Genomic DNA, 18710 nt, shown 5'->3' with positions numbered 1-18710 from the left:
TCATGTCAACTGTACAAGTACCGAAATTAAATACGAAAGATCTTTTAACGTTAGAAGAATTGACGCAAGAAGAAATCATTTCTTTAATTGAGTTCGCTATATATTTAAAAAAGAACAAGCAGGAGCCTTTATTACAAGGGAAAATATTAGGTCTCATTTTTGATAAACATTCAACTCGTACTCGCGTTTCTTTTGAAGCAGGGATGGTACAGCTCGGAGGACATGGAATGTTTTTAAGTGGAAAAGAGATGCAAATTGGCAGAGGAGAAACGGTGTCAGATACTGCGAAAGTACTATCTCATTATATTGATGGAATTATGATACGTACATTCTCGCATGCAGATGTAGAAGAGCTTGCAAAAGAGTCCAGTATCCCAGTTATTAACGGTTTAACTGATGATCATCACCCTTGCCAAGCGTTGGCAGATTTAATGACGATATATGAAGAAGTTCATACGTTTAAAGGAATTAAATTAGCTTACGTAGGTGATGGGAATAATGTATGTCATTCACTATTGCTAGCAAGTGCAAAAGTCGGAATGAATATGACTGTTGCGACTCCCGTAGGGTATGAACCGAATGAAGAAATTGTTAAAAAAGCGTTAGCGATTGCAGATGAAACAGGGGCTGAAATTGAGATTTTGCATAATCCTGAATTAGCGGTAAGTGGAGCGGATTTTATTTATACTGACGTTTGGATGAGTATGGGCCAAGAAGGAGAAGCAGAGAAATATACTTTATTCCAGCCTTTCCAAGTAAATAAAGAGCTTGTTATACATGCAAAGCAAACATATCGTTTCCTGCACTGTTTGCCTGCTCATCGTGAAGAAGAAGTAACTGGAGAGATTATAGATGGGCCACAGTCTATCGTTTTTGAGCAAGCTGGTAATCGACTGCATGCGCAAAAAGCTTTATTAGTGAGTTTGTTTAAAAATATAGAGGAGCCTTCCTAAAAGGGAGGTTTTTTTATGCTGAAATGTCTGATGTATATTTAGTTAATTATCTCTATATCATTTATAATAAAAAGAGAAAACTAATTTTATCCCGCTATTTGCCGGGCAGTAAAACTCCCACCTCAAAATTCGGCTGGAGCAAAGAAGTTAGGTGGGAGATAAACTGCCCGTAAACGCCCGATTGGTGAAGGCTAATAATCAGTGGGGGATGAACAAAACCCCCACTGATTATAGTTTCACTTTATTTTTCATATCATGTAAGGACATACTAGATAAAAAAATATAGTTAAAGAGATGATGAATTTGAAAACAACTAAGAAAACATATTCGTTTTTTCAGCGAATGTGGAGAATATTAAAGTTTCAATATTTTAAGTTGCTTCGATCGCCAGAAGGAGCAAAGAAAGTGTCGTTAGGTTTTGCTATTGGATTTGGTTTAGAAATGTTGGTGATTTATACGGCATCGCTCGTATATTTAATATTTTATCCAATTGTCAGGTTAGCAAAGGGATCTTTTCCAGCCGCAGTCATTGGTAATATTATTGGGAAAATATCGTTTCTCCCAGTATTTTTATTTCCGTTTGCTTATGCATTAGGGAAAATGATTTATCCATTTGATGTACAGAAAATACATCATGAACCATTTACGATATCAGATTTATTTTCGAGCCATATTTTTACGATGTTAAAGAGCTTATTACAGAGTGAAGTATATGTATTAATTGGTATGACGATAATAGGAATTGTGTTTGGGGTAATTTCATATTTCGTAGTGCATTATTTATATGAAAAGAATCGTAAGTTACGTTTGAAGAAAAGAAAGAAACAAGTGAGAGAACCACTTGTACAAATATAAAGAATGTCACATTCATTTTCTCCTTTGAATATGTTTAAGAAAAAGGGGGAGAGAATGAATGTATTATTACTACGTACCTCAAGTATATCCGTATACAAATTATTATGCTGTAAATGATATGAGGCAGCAATTCGGAGTGTATCCACAGCAACAAATACAGCAAATGCAACAGCCTCAGCAGCAACCTGTCCAAGAACAAAAGCCGTATTTAATGACATGGCCATATTCAAATGTATACTATGGTAATTATTACGAATCATAAAGCTGCTTCTATTTAGAAGCAGCTTTATGCGTTTGTTTTCAAAATTAAATTTTGAATGGTTTTAAGAGAATGAATGAGCTTTTCACGCTCTTCCTCAGATAATGTTTGAAAATTTTCTTTTAGTTTGTCTAAAATGAATTGCTGATACTGATTTACTAGCAATTTCCCTTCAGTTGTTAGGGAAATTAAAATGACCCGTCGATCTTTTTCGCTATAATGACGCTCTATTAGTTCTTCTTGAATAAGTTTGTTTAATAGAGGGGTCATGTTAGGCCGTGAAATCGCTAGCCGCTTGCCAATTTCTGAAACTGCTAATGTACCATTTTCATGCAAAAGCAGTAACACTTGCGTATGTGATGGCGGCATATGTCTTTGAGAAGAAAACTCTCCAGGAAGCATAAATTTGCGATAAAAAAGAGGCACTAGCGAAAGAAGATGATCAACAATACGTTCCCACTCGCGTGATTCCATATAACGGCCCCCTTCCACTATCATTGTAACAAAAAAGACAAGGTATAAAAATAGAATTGTTTCATGGTAGCCTTAATATTTGTAGGATAACACTTGCTTTGTAAATGTATTGGCAATAATTGCATAACCGTTATCATTTGGGTGTACTTGGTCAAATAGTAACTCTTTTTTATCATTCGATATTAATTTGCGAATTGGTAAAACAATCGACGGTTGATGTGCTTTTGAAATAGAATAAATAGAATCATTCCAACCGTCTAAAAACATATCTGCATAACTTGCGATGGAGTCATCTAGTTGTAAAGGGTTATAGAGTTCAGAGAGAATGAGTAAAGCATTCGGATTTTGATCTCGAACGGTCTTTACAATATTTTTTACATCCGTTTCAAAACGGGCTTTTTCTTTATTTAACATTTTAATACCATCTATAACACCTACATCACGATTTAAGTGGAATAAATTATTTCCTCCAATACTAATAGTAATGATATTTGCTTCCCTAATTTTTTGTTGAACTTCTTCTGACTGGACTTTCTTAACGAGACGATCTGTAGTGAGACCATTTACACCGAGGTTTTCTACCGTAATTGGTTTATGAATTTGTCCTTCTAATTGTCTAGAAGCTAATTCGGCAAATCCACCTTGTGTTGATCCATATCCTTTAGCGAGTGAATCACCTAATACGAGGTGATAAAAGGAGTCGTTTGTTTGCTTATCAATCCAACTTGGAGCAGATGTTTTCTCTGTTTTTTCTTCAGGTTCGTTTTGTTTTGTCTCATCGTTCTTTTCAAAATTAGAATAAGAAATGATTAGAAGGAGGAGACAAACAATTGTTAAGATGACTTTTTTCATAAATTCATCCTCCTTGTAATTGGTAATTGTATCATATTCAGCAGTATTAGCAATGTAAGGGCATATTATATGTTTATGAAAAGTTTATAATAACTTTACAGAAAATTTGTTGAAGTTTGTCAAAAAATATTGACGATATGAAAGAACTTTATATATGATAATGTCAGATAAGGTGAAATTCTGCTTAGTGGGGGCTTTATTTCCCGTTAATTGTTAGTTTTCATCAATCGGGCGTTTAAGGGGACTACTCGTTAGCGCAGGATGAAATGAAAATCGTGTCTCTAATAGAAGAAAAAAGGTATGTGGTTAGAGGCAGATAGGGATTCATTTCATTATTTCTGGTAATTGTATAAGGGGGATTTTTTGTGAAAAAGTCAAAAAAAATGCTAGCTGGAGCAACACTTGCTATAGGTGTAATAGCGCCACAAGTGTTGCCAACAACAGCTCATGCGGATGAGAAAACTGGGGAGAGTACAGTTAACTTACGAATTCTAGAAACATCAGATATTCACGTTAACTTAATGAATTACGATTATTATCAAACGAAAACAGATAATAAAGTAGGTCTCGTGCAAACTGCAACACTTGTTAATAAAGCGCGTGAAGAGGCAAAGAACTCTGTCCTATTTGATGATGGGGATGCATTACAAGGGACGCCACTTGGAGATTATGTAGCGAATAAAATAAATGATCCGAAGAAGCCTGTGGATCCTAGTTATACACATCCATTATATCGTTTAATGAATTTAATGAAGTATGACGTCATCTCTCTTGGGAATCACGAATTTAACTACGGTTTAGATTATTTAAACAAAGTGATTAGTAAAACAGAATTCCCGGTTATTAACTCGAATGTTTATAAAGATGATCATGATGGTAATGATGAGAATGACAAGCATTACTTTGAACCATATCATATCTTTGAAAAAGAAGTAGAGGATGAATCTGGCCAAAAACAAAAAGTGAAAATTGGTGTAATGGGATTTGTTCCACCCCAAGTTATGAACTGGGATAAAGCAAATTTAGAAGGAAAAGTAAAAGCGAAAGATATTGTTCAAACAGCGAAGAACATGGTACCGAAAATGAAAGAAGAAGGTGCAGACGTTATCGTTGCGTTAGCTCATTCAGGTGTTGATAAGAGTGGATACAACGTTGGAATGGAAAATGCATCGTATTATTTAACAGAAATTCCTGGTGTTGATGCAGTATTAATGGGACACTCACATACTGTAGTAACAGATACATTTAATGGTGTTCCGGTTGTAATGCCAGGTGTTTTTGGAAGTAATTTAGGGATTATTGATATGCAATTGAAAAAGGTAGACGGAAAATGGCAAGTACAAAAAGAGCAATCTAAGCCACAAGTTCGTCCAATTGCTGATAATAAAGGGAATCCATTAGTAGAATCCGATCAAAAACTAGTTAATGAAATTAAAGATGATCATGAAGCAACAATTAACTATGTAAATACAGCTGTAGGTAAAACGACAGCACCAATTAATAGTTATTTTTCATTAGTACAAGATGATCCTTCCGTACAACTTGTGACGAATGCACAAAAATGGTATGTAGAAAAGTTATTCGCTGAAAACGGACAATATAGTAAATATAAAGGAATTCCGGTATTATCCGCAGGAGCACCATTTAAAGCAGGTGGCCGAAACGGTGCTACATATTATACGGATATTCCAGCAGGGACGTTAGCAATTAAAAACGTAGCGGATTTATATGTATATCCAAATACATTATATGCTGTAAAAGTAAGCGGGGCACAAGTGAAAGAATGGCTTGAAATGTCTGCTGGTCAATTTAATCAAATTGATTCAAAGAAAACAGAAGAACAGCCACTAGTAAATATAGGTTATCCTACATATAATTTTGATGTTTTAGATGGCTTAAAATACGAAATTGACGTAACGCAACCAGCGAAATACGATAAAGATGGCAAAGTTGTAAATGAAAATACGAATCGTATTGTAAATATGACGTATGAAGGTAAGCCTGTAGCTGACAATCAAGAGTTCATTGTAGCTACAAATAACTATCGCGGAAGTAGCCAAACGTTCCCTGGTGTAAGTAAAGGCGAAGTTGTATACCAATCGCAAGATGAAACACGTCAGATTATTGTGAAGTACATGCAAGAAACACCAGTTATTAATCCAGCAGCAGATCAAAATTGGGCGTTTAAACCGATTATTGCAGATAAATTAAATACAACATTTGATTCTTCACCAAATGCACAAAAATATATAAAGAAAGATGGAAAAATATCATATGTTGGACCATCTGAAAATGAATTCGCTAAATATGCAATTGATATAACGAAGAAGAACGACGGTGATAAGGAAACGGGTGGAGAGAATCCAACGACACCGCCAACAGGTGATGGCAATAATGGAGAGAATCCAACGACACCGCCAACAGGTGATGGCAATAATGGAGAGAATCCAACGACACCACCAACAGGTGATGGTAATAATGGGGAGAATCCAACGGCACCGCTAACAGATGAAGGTAATAATGGAAATGAACCAAAACAAGATGGAAACAACGCAGGATCTGGACAAACTACAACGGATAATCAAAATTCAAAAGAAACTGTAAGTGAAAATAAAGAAGCAGATAAAGAGGAACGTGATTTACCGAAAACAGGTGCGAGTATTGCTTCTACAATTGGAGCTGGTCTGGCGTTTGTTGGAGCGGGATTACTTATGTTATTTAGAAGAAAGAAAGCAAATAAATAGATAGTAAAGTGTTGTATGAAAAAAAGGATTACCGATTACGGTAATCCTTTTTTTATTCTATATTATGAAACTGGTACTGCTTTTTCTTTCTTCCATGAAAGACCAAATCCAGTGAAACCAACAATAATTGTTAAGACTGGGCAAGCTAAACAGAAGATTGCGTATGGAACATAATCGAATGTTGGAACGCTAAGGACGTTTGTTAAGAATACGCCGCTTACACCCCATGGTACGAGCGGATTAATTACTGTACCAGCATCTTCTAATACTCGTGATAAATTACGACGTTCTAAACCGACTTCATCGTATTTGTTAGCGAATGCTTGTCCTGTTAAAACGATTGATAAGTATTGTTCGCCAAGTAAGAAGTTTACACCAATTGCAGTGAAAGCGGTAGAGACGATTAAGCGTGTACTATTTTTTACGAAGCTAGAGATGATATTCATCAGCTGCGTGATAATGCCCATTCCTTGTAGTAACCCCCCCATACAAAGAGCGAGGAAAATAAGAGCAATTGACATCATCATACTTTGTAAACCACCGCGAGATAATAAGCTATCAATATCTTTTATACCAGTTTTAGAAACGTAACCATCTTGCATAATTTTCATTAAATCAGCTAAAGAAGTACTAGGGTTAAAAATAAAGAGAATGATGATCCCTACTACGATTCCTGCAAGTAATGTTGGAACTGCGGGTACTTTCTTAAATGCGAATAGGAACAGTAATAAAATCGGAATAAGTGTAACGATAGAAATCGTTGCATTTTTTTCTAACGTACTAATAAAGTTTGTGAAATCAACGTCTCCTCTAGTGCCGCTTCCTAAAATGAAAAATGCGATAAAAGCAATAATGAAAGCAGGGACTGTTGTCCAAAGCATGTTGCGAATATGTTCAAATAAATCTACACCAGTTACAGCTGGAGCTAAGTTTGTTGTATCAGATAAAGGAGACATTTTATCCCCAAAGAATGCACCAGAAATAATTGCACCAGCAATAAGAGCTGGATCGTATCCGAGAGCACTACCCATTCCCATAAAGGCAAGCCCTACTGTTGCTGCAGTTGTAAATGCACTACCGATACTTGTTCCAACAATTGCACAAACAACAAAAACAGTAGGAACGAAAATTTTTGGAGATACAAGTTGGAATCCGTATACCATTAAAGTTGGAATTGTTCCAGCTGCGATCCAAACACTAATTAATACTCCTACAAGTAAGAAAATAAAAATAGATGGAATACCAGCTGAAATACTACTTATCATCCCTTTTTCCATAGTAGACCAAGAGATTTTTTTCATAAATCCAAACGCTAATAAAATAACGATGCCGAATAAAATTGGGATATGTGGTGAAACTTCTAATTGAATAACACTAAAGCCAATACAGAAAAAGATAAAAAATGTTAAAAGAATAGATTCAATTTTTGAAATCATTGTTTTCCCCTCCTAATTAATCTAAAATAGCTCTTTTTTATATAAAATTCGCCAATACTGTATATTCCCTTTTGAGATTTGGAATTTTGTGACAAATTACCGGTAATTGTTTTTCATCATAAAGTTTAAAAAATCGGGATTTATCAAGCTTTGTATCTCTCCTATCTCAAATTTTTAGGATAATCGCTCAATAAAGATTGGAATAAAAAAACGCCCCTGCATATAATTATGCAGGGACGAAGAAATCGCGGTACCACCCTAGCTTGTGAAAGGAATGTATCACAAAATAAAGGGCCATATGATATGCGCTAATAAAATAAAAACGCCCCTGCAATATATGCAGGGACGAAAAATTCGCGGTACCACCCTAAATTGTGAAACAGTGTCGTTTCACCACTCTTTAGACATAACGGTCTAAACCGTCTTTCACTACTCCTCACGTTTCGTAAAAGAAGCTCCAGGGGGTAATTCATAAATCGCTCTGTACTGGTTCGCACCGACCACCAGCTCTCTGAAATCAGAAAACGAAATACTACTAAATCCTATCAACGCCGATTCATATGATGTTAGTTAAATTTTTATCATATATTCATCATACATGTCAATAAAAATATTCGATATTTTTTTAGGGGAATAAAGGAGAAATGTTTTTTATACTGTAAAAATGTGCGTTATAATGAATTTGAAAGGGGAGGAAAGAGTGAAGAAAAAAATAATTCTTTTTACCACCTTACTAGTCGTTGGCGGAAGTGCTGGAATTTACACAGCTTTTGCAGCTGAATCAGAGCAGTCGAAACAAAAGCAAATACAGCAGTCAGAAGTGAAGAAAGTGAAAGAAACTGAAGAGAAGAAATCGATGGAAAAATCAGCTGCAAAACTAGGAGTTTCTACTGAAGGGAAAACAAAAGAAGAGATTACGAAAGAAGTAGATACCGCTAGGTTTGAGCAGCGCCATGATTTATTAATTGAGCATGCTAAGCAACTTGGAATTGATACAGAAGGAAAAAAAGAGGAAGAGATTATTTTAGAAATTGGAAAGATACAACATGGAAAGTAGAACAACTTATCGTATGATAAGTTGTTCTTTTTTAAGAACTATTTGATTTAAAAATAATTGACAGTCATTTGTTTTTAATGTTAACTATATTTATAAACAAGTTAACATTAGGGGTGACAATTGTGGCTGTTAATAGTAACACGAGTGAAAAATCGTCTTATACATATGAAGAATTATCGAAGAAGAATAAAGATTACGTATGGCACCCATTTACACAAATGAAAGATTATTTAGAAGAAGATCCTGTCATTATTGAACGTGGAGAGGGAAGAAAGCTATACGATGTAAATGGAAATGAATATTGGGACGGTGTTTCGTCTATTTGGTTAAATGTTCATGGGCATCAAGTACCGGAGCTAGATGAGGCAATTCGTGAGCAATTAAATAAAATTGCTCATTCTACTATGTTAGGACTTGCTAACGTTCCATCTATTTTATTAGCAGAAAAAATAATTGATGTTGTACCAGAAGGCTTGAAGAAAGTATTTTATTCAGACTCTGGTTCTACCGCTGTTGAAATTGCAATTAAGATGGCTTTTCAATATTGGCAGCATAAAGGAAAACCGAGAAAACAAAGATTTGTTACATTAAAAGAAGCATATCACGGTGATACAATAGGTGCTGTTTCAGTAGGAGCAATAGACTTGTTTCACCAAGTGTATAGTTCACTATTATTTGAGGCAATTAAAATGCCGTATCCATATACATATCGTTCTCCTTATGGAGATAATAAGGAACAAATTGTAAAGAAACATTTAGAAGAAATGGAAGAATTGCTGCAAGAAAAACATGAAGAAGTAGCAGCTATCATTGTGGAGCCATTAATGCAAGGTGCTGGTGGGATGATTACAATGCCAAAAGGATACTTAAAAGGGCTTCGCGATTTATGTACAAAATACAATGTATTATTTATTACAGATGAGGTAGCGACTGGGTTTGGGCGTACGGGGAAAATGTTTGCGTGTGAACATGAAAATGTGACGCCGGACATTTTAACAGCTGGGAAAGGTTTAACAGGTGGATATTTACCAATTGCTGTTACGGTAACGACAGACGAAATATATAATGCCTTCTTAGGAGAGTATGAGGAACAAAAAACATTTTTCCATGGGCATAGTTACACAGGTAATCCGTTAGGGTGTGCGGTAGCAATTGCGAATCTAGAACTATATGAAAAAACTAATTTAATAGAATCTGTTGCGCATAAAACAGAATATGTAGCGGGGCAATTAGAAGCGCTTAATGAATATAAGCACGTAGGTGATATTCGTCAGTGCGGATTAATGATTGGTATTGAACTTGTGAAAAATAAAGAAATGAAAGAATCGTATGAATGGACAGAAAGAGTCGGTGTTCAAGTATGTAAACGCTCAAGAGAGTTAGGCATGATTTTACGTCCGCTTGGTAACACCATTGTATTTATGCCTCCTCTTGCATCTACAATTGCTGAAATTGATGAGATGTTACGCATTTTATATAAAGCAATCTCGGATGTTACGGAGGAAGAATAATGAGTGGTTTTTTCATAACGGCAACTGATACTGAAGTTGGAAAAACTGTGGTTGCAGGTGCGTTAGCAGGTGTATTTAGAGAATTGGGATATAACGTAGGGGTATATAAACCGTTGCAAAGTGGACATGCTGCATCAAACGCAGAGGGAGATGCAGCAAGGTTAAAAGCCTTATCGGGTGTATCGACAAGAGAAGAAGAAATTTGTCCGTATTCTATTGAAGAACCACTTGCTCCGAGACTTGCTATGAAAAGAGCTGGAAGGACAGTAACGTTAAAAGAAATTACTGATCACTATAATGAACTACTAAAAGAGTTTAATAGCCTATTTGTAGAAGGGGCTGGTGGGCTTGCAGTCCCATATACAGAAGATGCTTTAGTAATCGATTTTGCAAAAGAATTACAGCTTCCTCTTATTGTAGTAGCGCGTCCTACACTAGGAACAGTGAATCATACTGTCTTAACGATTTCTTATGCAAGGGCACATGGCTTAACAGTAGCAGGTGTCATTTTGTCTGGTTGTAAAGAATGTGAAAAAGAAAGAGTACAAGAAAACAAAGAAATGATTGAGGAGTTGAGCGGGGTACCGGTTTTAGGTTTATTACCATTCCTTGAAGGTGATTTTACTAGGGAAGAATTATTGGAATCGGCAAAAGAACATATTATGATTTCAAAATTAGAGGAGTCCATCCAAAATGAATCAAAAGTGGCGCGCGCATCTTCAATCTAAAATAGAACAATTAAGAGAGCAAGGACAGTATCGTAATTTGCATGTGACAGAGAAAGCGGAAGAGACATGGCTTATTCGAAATGAGAAAAGGATGCTAAATTTAGCGTCAAATAATTATTTAGGGTTAGCTGGAGATGAAAGGTTGAAAGAAGCTGCTATTGCTTGCACAAGAAAATATGGAACTGGAGCGACAGCATCTCGTCTCGTTGTAGGAAATTATCCACTGTATGAAGAGGTTGAGAGAAGTATATGCAACTGGAAAGGTACTGAAAGAGCGTTAATCGTAAATAGTGGGTATACAGCAAATGTAGGTGTACTATCTTCTTTAGCTGGTCGTCACGATATTGTTTTTAGTGATAAATTAAATCACGCAAGTATTGTTGATGGAATTATATTAAGCGGTGCAGAACATAAAAGGTATCGTCATAATGATTTGGATCATTTAGAGAAGATGTTGAAAGTAGCGTCACCTGAAAAGAGGAAATTAATCGTAACTGATACTGTTTTTAGTATGGATGGTGATACTGCATATTTGAGAGATTTAGTGAAGCTGAAAGAGAAATACGGGGCAATCATTATAGTTGATGAAGCACATGCGAGTGGAATATATGGAATCGGTGGAGCTGGATTATCTCATATAGAAAAAGATCTTGCTCAAAAAATCGATATACATATGGGGACGTTTAGCAAGGCTTTAGGGTGTTATGGTGCGTATTTAACAGGTGATGCAATTTATATAGAGTACTTACAAAATATGATGAGAAGCTTTGTTTTTACTACAGCTTTACCACCAGGAGCATTAGGAGCAGTGCAAAAAGCAATTGAGATTGTAAAAGAAGATAACGAAAGAAGAGAGAACCTTATAGCGAATGGTGCATATTTCAGGACGCATTTACAAGAAGCTGGTTTTGACATTGGGAATAGCTCAACTCATATTGTACCAATTGTAGTCGGTTCAAATGAAAATGCTTTACGGTTTAGTGAAAGATTACAAGAGATAGGTATCGCAGCCATTGCAATTCGTCCGCCAACTGTTCCGATTGGTAGTTCCCGAATTCGCTTTGCTGTTACGTCACAACATACAATGGCGGATTTAAAATGGGCCATTCAGCATATTATACGCATCGGTAAAGAAGAGGGGTTTTTAGTATGAAAGAGCTAAAGGTTATTTTTATTCCTGGGTGGGGAATGGAAGAAGATGTTTGGACTTTTGTACTTCCGTATTTTAAAGACTATCCTGTTCAATGTTTAGATTGGCGTAATGTGAAAGAACAAAGTGAATTTGCGGGACGAATAATAGAGGTAGCACGTGATGAAAATGTAATTTTAGTTGGATGGTCATTAGGAGCATTAGCGGCAATTCAAGCTTATAAAAAGATTAAGGCGAAAGGTATTGTACTAATTGGTGGTACTGCTAAATTTACAAATACGAGCGACTATACAAGCGGATGGAATTCTTTGCATGTAGAACGTATGAAAAAGAATTTAACGAGAAAGAAAGAAGATACTTTGAATCGTTTCTATGAAAATATGTTTACAAAAAATGAGCTGAAGGAGAATACGAGTTTTAAAGAGATTGCGCTGAATTTTAAAGGGGACTCGATTCAGTCTTTACAATTAGGCTTAGATTATTTAATAGAAACAGATATGAGAAACGAATTAACAGATATCAAAGTCCCGTTGTTACTTCTTCATGGAGAACAGGATGTGATATGTCCATTATCCGCAGCTCATAATATGACGGAGAATACGAATGCTACGCTAAAAGTAGTAAGCGGGGCTGGTCATGCATTATGTGTAACGAATTTCGAATATTGCGCGAATGAGATAATCCAATTTGTAGAGGGGATACGACATGATCAACAAAACGTTACTACAAAAACGGTTTAATGGGGCAGCCGTATCTTACGATCAATATGCAAATGTACAAAAAAAGATGGCACATTCGTTACTTTCTATATTGAAGCGGCGATATAGTGAAACATCATCAATACGTATTTTAGAACTTGGATGCGGGACAGGTTATGTCACAGAGCAATTATCAAAGTTATTTCCAAAAGCACAAATTACAGCCGTTGATTTTGCTGAAAGTATGATTACGATTGCAAAAACTAGACAAAATACCGAAAATGTGACGTTTCATTGTGAGGATATTGAACGATTACGATTAGAAGAATCATATGATGTTATTATTTCGAATGCCACATTTCAATGGCTTAACAATGTAAAACAAGTGATAAGAAATTTATTTCATCATTTGTCTACAGATGGGATAGTACTCTTTTCCACCTTTGGACAAGAAACTTTTCAAGAGCTCCATGCTTCGTTTCAGCGAGCGAAAGAGGAAAAAAACATTCAAAATGAAACTTTGATTGGTCAACGTTTTTATTCGAAAGATCAGTTGCTTCATATATGCAAGATAGAAACAGGGGATGTGCATGTTTCTGAAACATGTTACATAGAAAGATTTGCAGAAGTTAGGGAATTCCTACATTCTATTCGAAAAGTAGGAGCGACCAATAGTAATGAAGAGTCTTATTGTCAAAGCCCTTCACTCTTTCGTACGATGCTTCGTATATACGAAAGAGACTTCACGGAAAAAGAAGGGATAGTAGCAACATATCATGCTTTATTTACGTATATAACAAAAGAGGGGAAGAGATGAAATGAAACAAGTACAAACAAAAAGGGATTGGAAAAAACTTGCATACGACGTAGTAGAAGAGAAAATGATTACGAAAGAAGATGCAATTGCAATATTAGAAGTTGATGATGCAGAGGTTTTAGAAATTATGAATGCAGCTTACATCATTCGCCATCATCATTTTGGTAAGAAAGTAAAGTTGAACATGATTATAAATACGAAATCTGGATTATGTCCTGAAGATTGCGGGTACTGTTCACAGTCTATTATTTCAGAAGCACCGATTGATAAGTATGCATGGTTAACACAAGAGAAAATTGTTGAAGGAGCGCACGAAGCAATTCGTCGTAAAGCAGGTACATATTGTATTGTTGCATCTGGTCGTCGTCCGACGGATAAAGAAGTAAATCACGTTATTGGAGCAGTTAAGGAAATTCGTGAAACGACAGATTTAAAAATTTGCTGTTGTTTAGGATTTTTAAATGAAGATCAAGCAGGTCAGTTAGCAGAAGCTGGTGTGCATCGTTATAACCACAATTTAAATACGCATGCTAACAATTATGATAGCATTTGTTCAACGCATACGTATGACGATCGTGTTGATACAGTCCAAAAAGCGAAGCAAGCCGGTATTTCTCCATGCTCTGGAGCAATTTTCGGAATGGGAGAAACGATTGAACAGCGCGCTGAAATTGCATTTGAATTACAACGTTTAGATGCGGATTCTATTCCGTGTAATTTTCTTGTTGCTGTAAAGGGTACTCCGCTTGAAGGACAAAAAGAATTAACACCTGTAGAATGTTTAAAAGTGCTGGCGATGATGCGTTTTGTAAATCCAACAAAAGAAATTCGTATTTCAGGCGGTCGAGAACTTAATTTACGTTCTGTACAGCCACTTGGTTTATTTGCAGCAAACTCTATCTTTGTCGGGGACTATTTAACAACAGCTGGACAAGAGCCGACTGCGGACTGGGGTATGATTGAAGATTTAGGATTTGAGATTGAAGAATGTGCGCTATAAGATAGATGAAAAGCAAACTCTTTAAAGGGTTTGCTTTTTTTTTTGTAAAAAAAAAAAAAGTCCATTAACGCTTGATAGTAGTCACTTTTGGACGAGAAAAATAATTTTGTGGACGAATTTTCCAAGCTCTAATTGTACATAGTAAAAATGTAATTTATATCGGGTTGGAGGATTTTACATGTACAAATACATATTAGCCATTATGACTTGTCTGATTTTAATAAAAGCGATAAGTGCTGATCCAGTTAAGGCGGCTGAAAATCCTGAACAAAAAGAAATGCAGCAAAGAATTGAACAGCATTTTCGAACGAAAGCTGAACATTTTGGACTTGAAACAGAAGGAAAGGATTTAAAAGAAGTGAGGAAGGAAATTTCTATTATAGAAGAAGCGAAAAAGAGAGAAAATGTGTGGAGAACAGCACAAACTCTTCGTATAAAAACAGAAGGAAAAACGATGGATGAATTAATAGAAGATGTACGAAAAAAGGTGAGAAAATAAAAAAAAGAGGCCGCAGCCTCTTTTTTTAAGCCCATTGTTTTGATAAATGAGCCATTTCGATCGCAGCAACTGCTGATTCATAGCCTTTATTGCCAGCTTTTGTACCTGCACGTTCAATCGCTTGTTCAATTGTTTCTGTCGTTAATACACCGAAAATAACTGGAATGTCCGTTTGTAGTGATAAAGATGCAACACCTTTTGCTACTTCATTACAAACGTAATCGTAATGCGTTGTAGCACCGCGAATTACTGTACCTAATGTAATAACAGCATCATATTTTCCGCTATTTGCCATCTTTTTAGCGATTAAAGGAATTTCAAATGCACCAGGAACCCATGCAACATCAATAGCATTCTCTTCTACACCGTGACGCTTTAATCCATCTAAAGCTCCGCCAAGTAACTTACTTGTAATAAACTCATTAAAACGTCCAACAACAACCCCAACTTTTAATCCTGTACCAACTAAATGACCTTCGAATACCATAATGTATCTCTCCCTTAATTATAAGTTTAGTAAATGTCCTAATTTGCTTACTTTCGTTTGTAAATACGTTTTATTTTCTTCTTTTGTTGGCATTTGCAACGGTACACGCTCGGTTACTTTTAAATCGTAACCTTGTAAGCCAGCAATTTTTCGTGGATTATTCGTTAATAATCGTAAACTTTGTAAGCCTAAATCTTTTAAAATTTGAGCGCCAATACCGTAATCACGAAGATCAGCTGGGAACCCAAGTTTTTCATTTGCTTCTACAGTATCTAACCCTTCTTCTTGTAACTTATAAGCGCGAAGCTTATTCAGAAGGCCAATGCCTCGTCCTTCTTGTCTCATATAGAGAAGAACGCCTTTTCCTTCACGCTCAATTTGAGCAAGTGCAGCATGTAGCTGTGGTCCACAATCACAGCGGAATGAACCAAATACATCTCCTGTTAAGCATTCTGAATGAACGCGTACAAGTACAGGTTCGCCTGTTGAAATATCACCTTTTACGAGCGCGATATGTTCTTTCATATCTAATGAGTTAGAATAGCCAATTGCATGAAAAGTACCGAAATCTGTAGGTAATGTAATTTCCACTTCTCTCGTCACAAGTGTTTCGTGATGGCGGCGATAAGCAATTAAATCTTCAATTGTAATCATTTTTATATCAAATTGTTTTGCACACTGTATTAAATCAGGTACACGTGCCATCGTCCCATCTTCATTTATAATCTCGCAAATGACGCCAGCTGGCGCAGTTCCGCAAAGTTTTGCTAAATCAACAGCAGCTTCTGTATGACCTGCGCGGCGAAGGACGCCACCTTCTTTCGCAATTAATGGAAAGATATGTCCAGGGCGGTTAAAATCAGTTCCTTTAGATGCGGGATTTAATAATTCCTGTATTGTTGTAGCACGCTCATGAGCACTAATGCCTGTTGTTGTAGAAACGTGATCGATGCTTACTGTAAAAGCAGTATGATGTGAATCCGTATTATGAGAAACCATTGGTTCTAACTGTAGACGCTCTGCGTATTGCTCCGTAATCGGTACGCAAACGAGACCACGACCGTGTGTAATCATAAAATTAATCGTTTCTGGTGTAATGTACTCTGCTAAAGCAATAAAATCGCCTTCATTTTCTCGGTTTTCATCATCACATACGATAACGACTTTTCCTTGTTTTAAATCTTCTAGAGCTTCTTCAATACGATGAAACATTGTACTTCCCCCTTATAGAAATCCGTTTTCTTGTAAAAAGCTTTCGGTCATTGAATCAGTTCCTTTTGCGGGCTTTGAAATAAAGCGTTCAATATATTTTCCAATCATGTCACACTCAATGTTTACGATGTCCCCGGCTTTTTTTTCTCCGATTATAGACTCGCTTACTGTGTGGGGGATGAGTGAAATTGTAATTGAAGATTCGTCTATATCAAATATTGTTAAACTAGTGCCATCAATAGCAACGGATCCTTTATGCAAACAATAGCGTAGTAATTCATCAGAAATTGCTATTTTGTAATAGATGGCATTGTAATGTTGTTTTTTAGTTAAAATCGTACCGATGCCATCGATATGTCCGGTGACGAAATGTCCACCGAATCGTCCGTTCGCAGCCATTGCCCGTTCTAAATTCACTTTGGCACTTGGCTTTAGCATACGAAGTGATGTTGCATTCATTGTTTCAGGCATTGCATCAACAGTGAATGAAGTAGTCGTAAAAGTAGTTACTGTTAAGCAGATGCCGTTAACCGCGATACTATCACCTAGCTTAACATCCGATAAAATTTGATTTGCGCTAATAGTTAGCTTCATTGCTTCACCACTTTGAGTCATGCTTGATATCGTTCCTAACTCTTCTACAATTCCTGTAAACATTCCGTCACCTCGCTTTTTAAGGTTGCAACAATTTTTATATCATTACCAATTTGTTTCATCTCTTGAATTGTTAAGGAAAGTGCATCTTGTAACTTCGAAAAACCAGCTCCGCCAAATAAAGTGGGTGCATCTTTTCCGCCAATTAACTTTGGGCTTATATAGGTCACAATTTCATTAAAACTATTTGTTTTTAAGAAGTTTGCATGTACTGTTTGACCACCTTCAACGAACAGAGAAAGAATTTGTTTCTCCCCGAGTAGGGATAGGACATCTTGTATTTCAATTTGCTTCGTTTTCATTTGGAATACAGCTATATTGTTACATTCATAAAACGCTATTTTCTCTTTATTTACATCCTTACCGACAATAATCCATGTCGGAGCTAAGCTATCTGTTATGACATGAGAAGATGGCGGCGTTCGTAAGTGGGTATCTAAAATAACGCGTATAGGATGTTTACCTCCGTTTGGAATTCGTGTTGTTAAGTGTGGATTATCAGTTATAACTGTATTCACACCGACAAGGATAGCGTCATGCATATGACGATATTGGTGAACATCAGCTCGCGCTTCTTCACCTGTAATCCACTTACTTTCCCCCGTTACAGTCGCTGTTTTTCCATCTAAGCTCATTGCTGTTTTTATTGTTACAAATGGCTGTTTCGTTTTCATATAGTGAAAAAAGTATCGATTTAATAAAGTTGCTTCCGCTTCAAGAACACCAGTAGTCACCTTGATTCCAGCTTCTTCTAATCTCCTTTTTCCATTACCAGAAACGAGTGGATTGCAATCAAGGGTGGCGATTACAACACGCTGGACTCCCTTTTCAATGAGTAATTCACAGCAAGGCGGTGTTTTTCCAAAATGGCTACACGGTTCAAGTGTTACATAAACGGTAGCGCCTTTTGCTCTTTCTCCAGCCATGTGAAGAGCATGAACTTCAGCATGTTCTTCACCGGCATGCATGTGGGCACCCATTCCGACAATGTTGCCATCTTTTACAACAACAGCACCAACCATAGGATTTGGGCTTGTTTGTCCCGATGTTCCTTGTGCTAACTGCAAGGCAATCCTCATATATTCTTGATCTGTCATTCTCGTCACCTCTCCTGAAAAAATCAAAAAACCCCAAGGATATAGAATCCTTGGGGTTTGGGAGACGTGATTTCTAGAAATATAGTTCGAATACGAAAGTATAGGAAAGAAACCTAACGATGACTGATATTTTGGTATAAGAAAAAAACCTAGCAAAATATCGAGTTTTTCAAACGCTAGTCGTATCTTTTTATTTCAGTATAGAAACATAAGTATACAAAATAAAA

Annotated in this window: 19 protein-coding genes and 1 other annotated feature; of the genes, 12 read left to right on the top strand and 7 right to left on the bottom strand. The window is 36.3% G+C overall.

The window, feature by feature from the left end:
• Positions 1-2 precede the first annotated feature (2 nt).
• From argF to NSQ47_RS14165, 3 genes are all read left to right on the top strand, one after another.
• A complete protein-coding gene (argF, locus tag NSQ47_RS14175) occupies positions 3-953 on the top strand; it encodes an ornithine carbamoyltransferase (protein ID WP_016106110.1) in 951 nt (316 codons plus the stop codon).
• Between the two features lie 303 nt (positions 954-1256).
• Positions 1257-1808: a DUF2062 domain-containing protein gene (locus NSQ47_RS14170; protein ID WP_142344322.1), complete on the top strand. Its 552-nt coding sequence runs from the start codon at positions 1257-1259 to the stop codon at positions 1806-1808.
• A 58-nt stretch (positions 1809-1866) separates the two neighbouring features.
• The gene (locus tag NSQ47_RS14165) at positions 1867-2070 is read left to right on the top strand and encodes a hypothetical protein (protein WP_002067000.1); all 204 of its coding nucleotides are present in this window, start codon (positions 1867-1869) and stop codon (positions 2068-2070) included.
• Positions 2071-2094: 24 nt separating this feature from the next.
• Here NSQ47_RS14165 and NSQ47_RS14160 read toward each other — a convergent pair whose 3' ends face one another.
• Complete coding sequence (locus tag NSQ47_RS14160; protein ID WP_002111682.1) at positions 2095-2541, bottom strand: MarR family winged helix-turn-helix transcriptional regulator; 447 nt, start codon at positions 2539-2541, stop codon at positions 2095-2097.
• A gap of 72 nt (positions 2542-2613) precedes the next feature.
• Positions 2614-3393, bottom strand: a complete 780-nt coding sequence (locus NSQ47_RS14155; protein WP_078180672.1) for a GDSL-type esterase/lipase family protein — start codon at positions 3391-3393, stop codon at positions 2614-2616.
• A gap of 365 nt (positions 3394-3758) precedes the next feature.
• Between NSQ47_RS14155 and cpdB the strand changes: the two genes are divergently transcribed.
• Entirely contained in the window at positions 3759-6137 is a 2379-nt protein-coding gene (cpdB, locus tag NSQ47_RS14150) for a bifunctional 2',3'-cyclic-nucleotide 2'-phosphodiesterase/3'-nucleotidase (protein ID WP_341037186.1), read from the top strand.
• A gap of 62 nt (positions 6138-6199) precedes the next feature.
• Here the strand turns inward: cpdB and nhaC are convergent, their stop codons facing one another.
• A complete protein-coding gene (nhaC, locus tag NSQ47_RS14145) occupies positions 6200-7573 on the bottom strand; it encodes a Na+/H+ antiporter NhaC (protein WP_002160581.1) in 1374 nt (457 codons plus the stop codon).
• A 338-nt stretch (positions 7574-7911) separates the two neighbouring features.
• Positions 7912-8131: a binding site (T-box leader), on the bottom strand.
• Between the two features lie 142 nt (positions 8132-8273).
• Here nhaC and NSQ47_RS14140 point away from each other — a divergent pair.
• The 8 genes from NSQ47_RS14140 (at position 8274) to NSQ47_RS14105 (ending at position 15033) form a co-directional block, all read left to right on the top strand.
• Positions 8274-8630 carry a hypothetical protein gene (locus NSQ47_RS14140; protein WP_002111675.1) on the top strand — a complete coding sequence of 119 codons (357 nt, stop codon included), beginning with the start codon at positions 8274-8276 and terminating at the stop codon, positions 8628-8630.
• A gap of 77 nt (positions 8631-8707) precedes the next feature.
• Complete coding sequence (bioA, locus tag NSQ47_RS14135) at positions 8708-10141, top strand: adenosylmethionine--8-amino-7-oxononanoate transaminase (protein ID WP_078180674.1); 1434 nt, start codon at positions 8708-8710, stop codon at positions 10139-10141.
• Positions 10141-10869 (top strand): dethiobiotin synthase, encoded by a 729-nt coding sequence (gene bioD / locus NSQ47_RS14130; RefSeq protein WP_002111673.1) that lies wholly within the window; start codon positions 10141-10143, stop codon positions 10867-10869. The genes bioA and bioD overlap by 1 nt, the downstream gene beginning before the upstream one ends.
• Entirely contained in the window at positions 10835-12022 is a 1188-nt protein-coding gene (bioF, locus tag NSQ47_RS14125) for an 8-amino-7-oxononanoate synthase (protein ID WP_002160585.1), read from the top strand. Before bioD ends, bioF begins: the two co-directional genes overlap by 35 nt.
• A complete protein-coding gene (locus NSQ47_RS14120; protein WP_078180676.1) occupies positions 12019-12759 on the top strand; it encodes an alpha/beta fold hydrolase in 741 nt (246 codons plus the stop codon). The genes bioF and NSQ47_RS14120 overlap by 4 nt, the downstream gene beginning before the upstream one ends.
• Entirely contained in the window at positions 12725-13534 is an 810-nt protein-coding gene (gene bioC, locus NSQ47_RS14115) for a malonyl-ACP O-methyltransferase BioC (RefSeq protein ID WP_078172857.1), read from the top strand. The genes NSQ47_RS14120 and bioC overlap by 35 nt, the downstream gene beginning before the upstream one ends.
• A gap of 1 nt (position 13535) precedes the next feature.
• On the top strand, positions 13536-14534 hold the full coding sequence (gene bioB / locus NSQ47_RS14110) for a biotin synthase (protein ID WP_341037185.1): 999 nt from the start codon (positions 13536-13538) through the stop codon (positions 14532-14534).
• A gap of 178 nt (positions 14535-14712) precedes the next feature.
• Positions 14713-15033, top strand: a complete 321-nt coding sequence (locus NSQ47_RS14105) for a hypothetical protein (protein WP_002111666.1) — start codon at positions 14713-14715, stop codon at positions 15031-15033.
• 25 nt (positions 15034-15058) lie between these two features.
• Here the strand turns inward: NSQ47_RS14105 and ribH are convergent, their stop codons facing one another.
• Genes ribH through ribD form a run of 4 tightly spaced genes read right to left on the bottom strand, consistent with a single transcriptional unit; the run spans position 15059 to position 18483 of the window.
• Complete coding sequence (gene ribH, locus NSQ47_RS14100; RefSeq protein WP_002160590.1) at positions 15059-15520, bottom strand: 6,7-dimethyl-8-ribityllumazine synthase; 462 nt, start codon at positions 15518-15520, stop codon at positions 15059-15061.
• An 18-nt stretch (positions 15521-15538) separates the two neighbouring features.
• Positions 15539-16732 carry a bifunctional 3,4-dihydroxy-2-butanone 4-phosphate synthase/GTP cyclohydrolase II gene (ribBA, locus tag NSQ47_RS14095; RefSeq protein WP_341037184.1) on the bottom strand — a complete coding sequence of 398 codons (1194 nt, stop codon included), beginning with the start codon at positions 16730-16732 and terminating at the stop codon, positions 15539-15541.
• 12 nt (positions 16733-16744) lie between these two features.
• A complete protein-coding gene (gene ribE / locus NSQ47_RS14090; RefSeq protein WP_016096153.1) occupies positions 16745-17389 on the bottom strand; it encodes a riboflavin synthase in 645 nt (214 codons plus the stop codon).
• On the bottom strand, positions 17371-18483 hold the full coding sequence (gene ribD / locus NSQ47_RS14085; RefSeq protein ID WP_341037183.1) for a bifunctional diaminohydroxyphosphoribosylaminopyrimidine deaminase/5-amino-6-(5-phosphoribosylamino)uracil reductase RibD: 1113 nt from the start codon (positions 18481-18483) through the stop codon (positions 17371-17373). Before ribD ends, ribE begins: the two co-directional genes overlap by 19 nt.
• Between the last annotated feature and the right edge of the window lie 227 nt (positions 18484-18710).

Source organism: Bacillus sp. FSL R10-2780, from assembly GCF_038006125.1.
Taxonomy (GTDB): domain Bacteria; phylum Bacillota; class Bacilli; order Bacillales; family Bacillaceae_G; genus Bacillus_A; species Bacillus_A cereus_U.
This window is presented reverse-complemented; position numbering and strand designations above follow the sequence as displayed.

Excerpts from the sequence above, each read along its gene's own strand:
- argF (WP_016106110.1), top strand. The coding sequence starts at position 3 with ATGTCAACTGTACAAGTACCGAAATTAAATACGAAAGATCTTTTAACG.
- NSQ47_RS14165 (WP_002067000.1), top strand. The coding sequence starts at position 1,867 with ATGTATTATTACTACGTACCTCAAGTATATCCGTATACAAATTATTAT.
- NSQ47_RS14160 (WP_002111682.1), bottom strand. The coding sequence starts at position 2,541 with ATGGAATCACGCGAGTGGGAACGTATTGTTGATCATCTTCTTTCGCTA.
- NSQ47_RS14155 (WP_078180672.1), bottom strand. The coding sequence starts at position 3,393 with ATGAAAAAAGTCATCTTAACAATTGTTTGTCTCCTCCTTCTAATCATT.
- nhaC (WP_002160581.1), bottom strand. The coding sequence starts at position 7,573 with ATGATTTCAAAAATTGAATCTATTCTTTTAACATTTTTTATCTTTTTC.
- bioA (WP_078180674.1), top strand. The coding sequence starts at position 8,708 with ATGTTAACTATATTTATAAACAAGTTAACATTAGGGGTGACAATTGTG.
- bioD (WP_002111673.1), top strand. The coding sequence starts at position 10,141 with ATGAGTGGTTTTTTCATAACGGCAACTGATACTGAAGTTGGAAAAACT.
- bioF (WP_002160585.1), top strand. The coding sequence starts at position 10,835 with ATGAATCAAAAGTGGCGCGCGCATCTTCAATCTAAAATAGAACAATTA.
- NSQ47_RS14120 (WP_078180676.1), top strand. The coding sequence starts at position 12,019 with ATGAAAGAGCTAAAGGTTATTTTTATTCCTGGGTGGGGAATGGAAGAA.
- bioC (WP_078172857.1), top strand. The coding sequence starts at position 12,725 with ATGATCAACAAAACGTTACTACAAAAACGGTTTAATGGGGCAGCCGTA.
- bioB (WP_341037185.1), top strand. The coding sequence starts at position 13,536 with ATGAAACAAGTACAAACAAAAAGGGATTGGAAAAAACTTGCATACGAC.
- NSQ47_RS14105 (WP_002111666.1), top strand. The coding sequence starts at position 14,713 with ATGTACAAATACATATTAGCCATTATGACTTGTCTGATTTTAATAAAA.
- ribH (WP_002160590.1), bottom strand. The coding sequence starts at position 15,520 with ATGGTATTCGAAGGTCATTTAGTTGGTACAGGATTAAAAGTTGGGGTT.
- ribBA (WP_341037184.1), bottom strand. The coding sequence starts at position 16,732 with ATGTTTCATCGTATTGAAGAAGCTCTAGAAGATTTAAAACAAGGAAAA.
- ribE (WP_016096153.1), bottom strand. The coding sequence starts at position 17,389 with ATGTTTACAGGAATTGTAGAAGAGTTAGGAACGATATCAAGCATGACT.
- ribD (WP_341037183.1), bottom strand. The coding sequence starts at position 18,483 with ATGACAGATCAAGAATATATGAGGATTGCCTTGCAGTTAGCACAAGGA.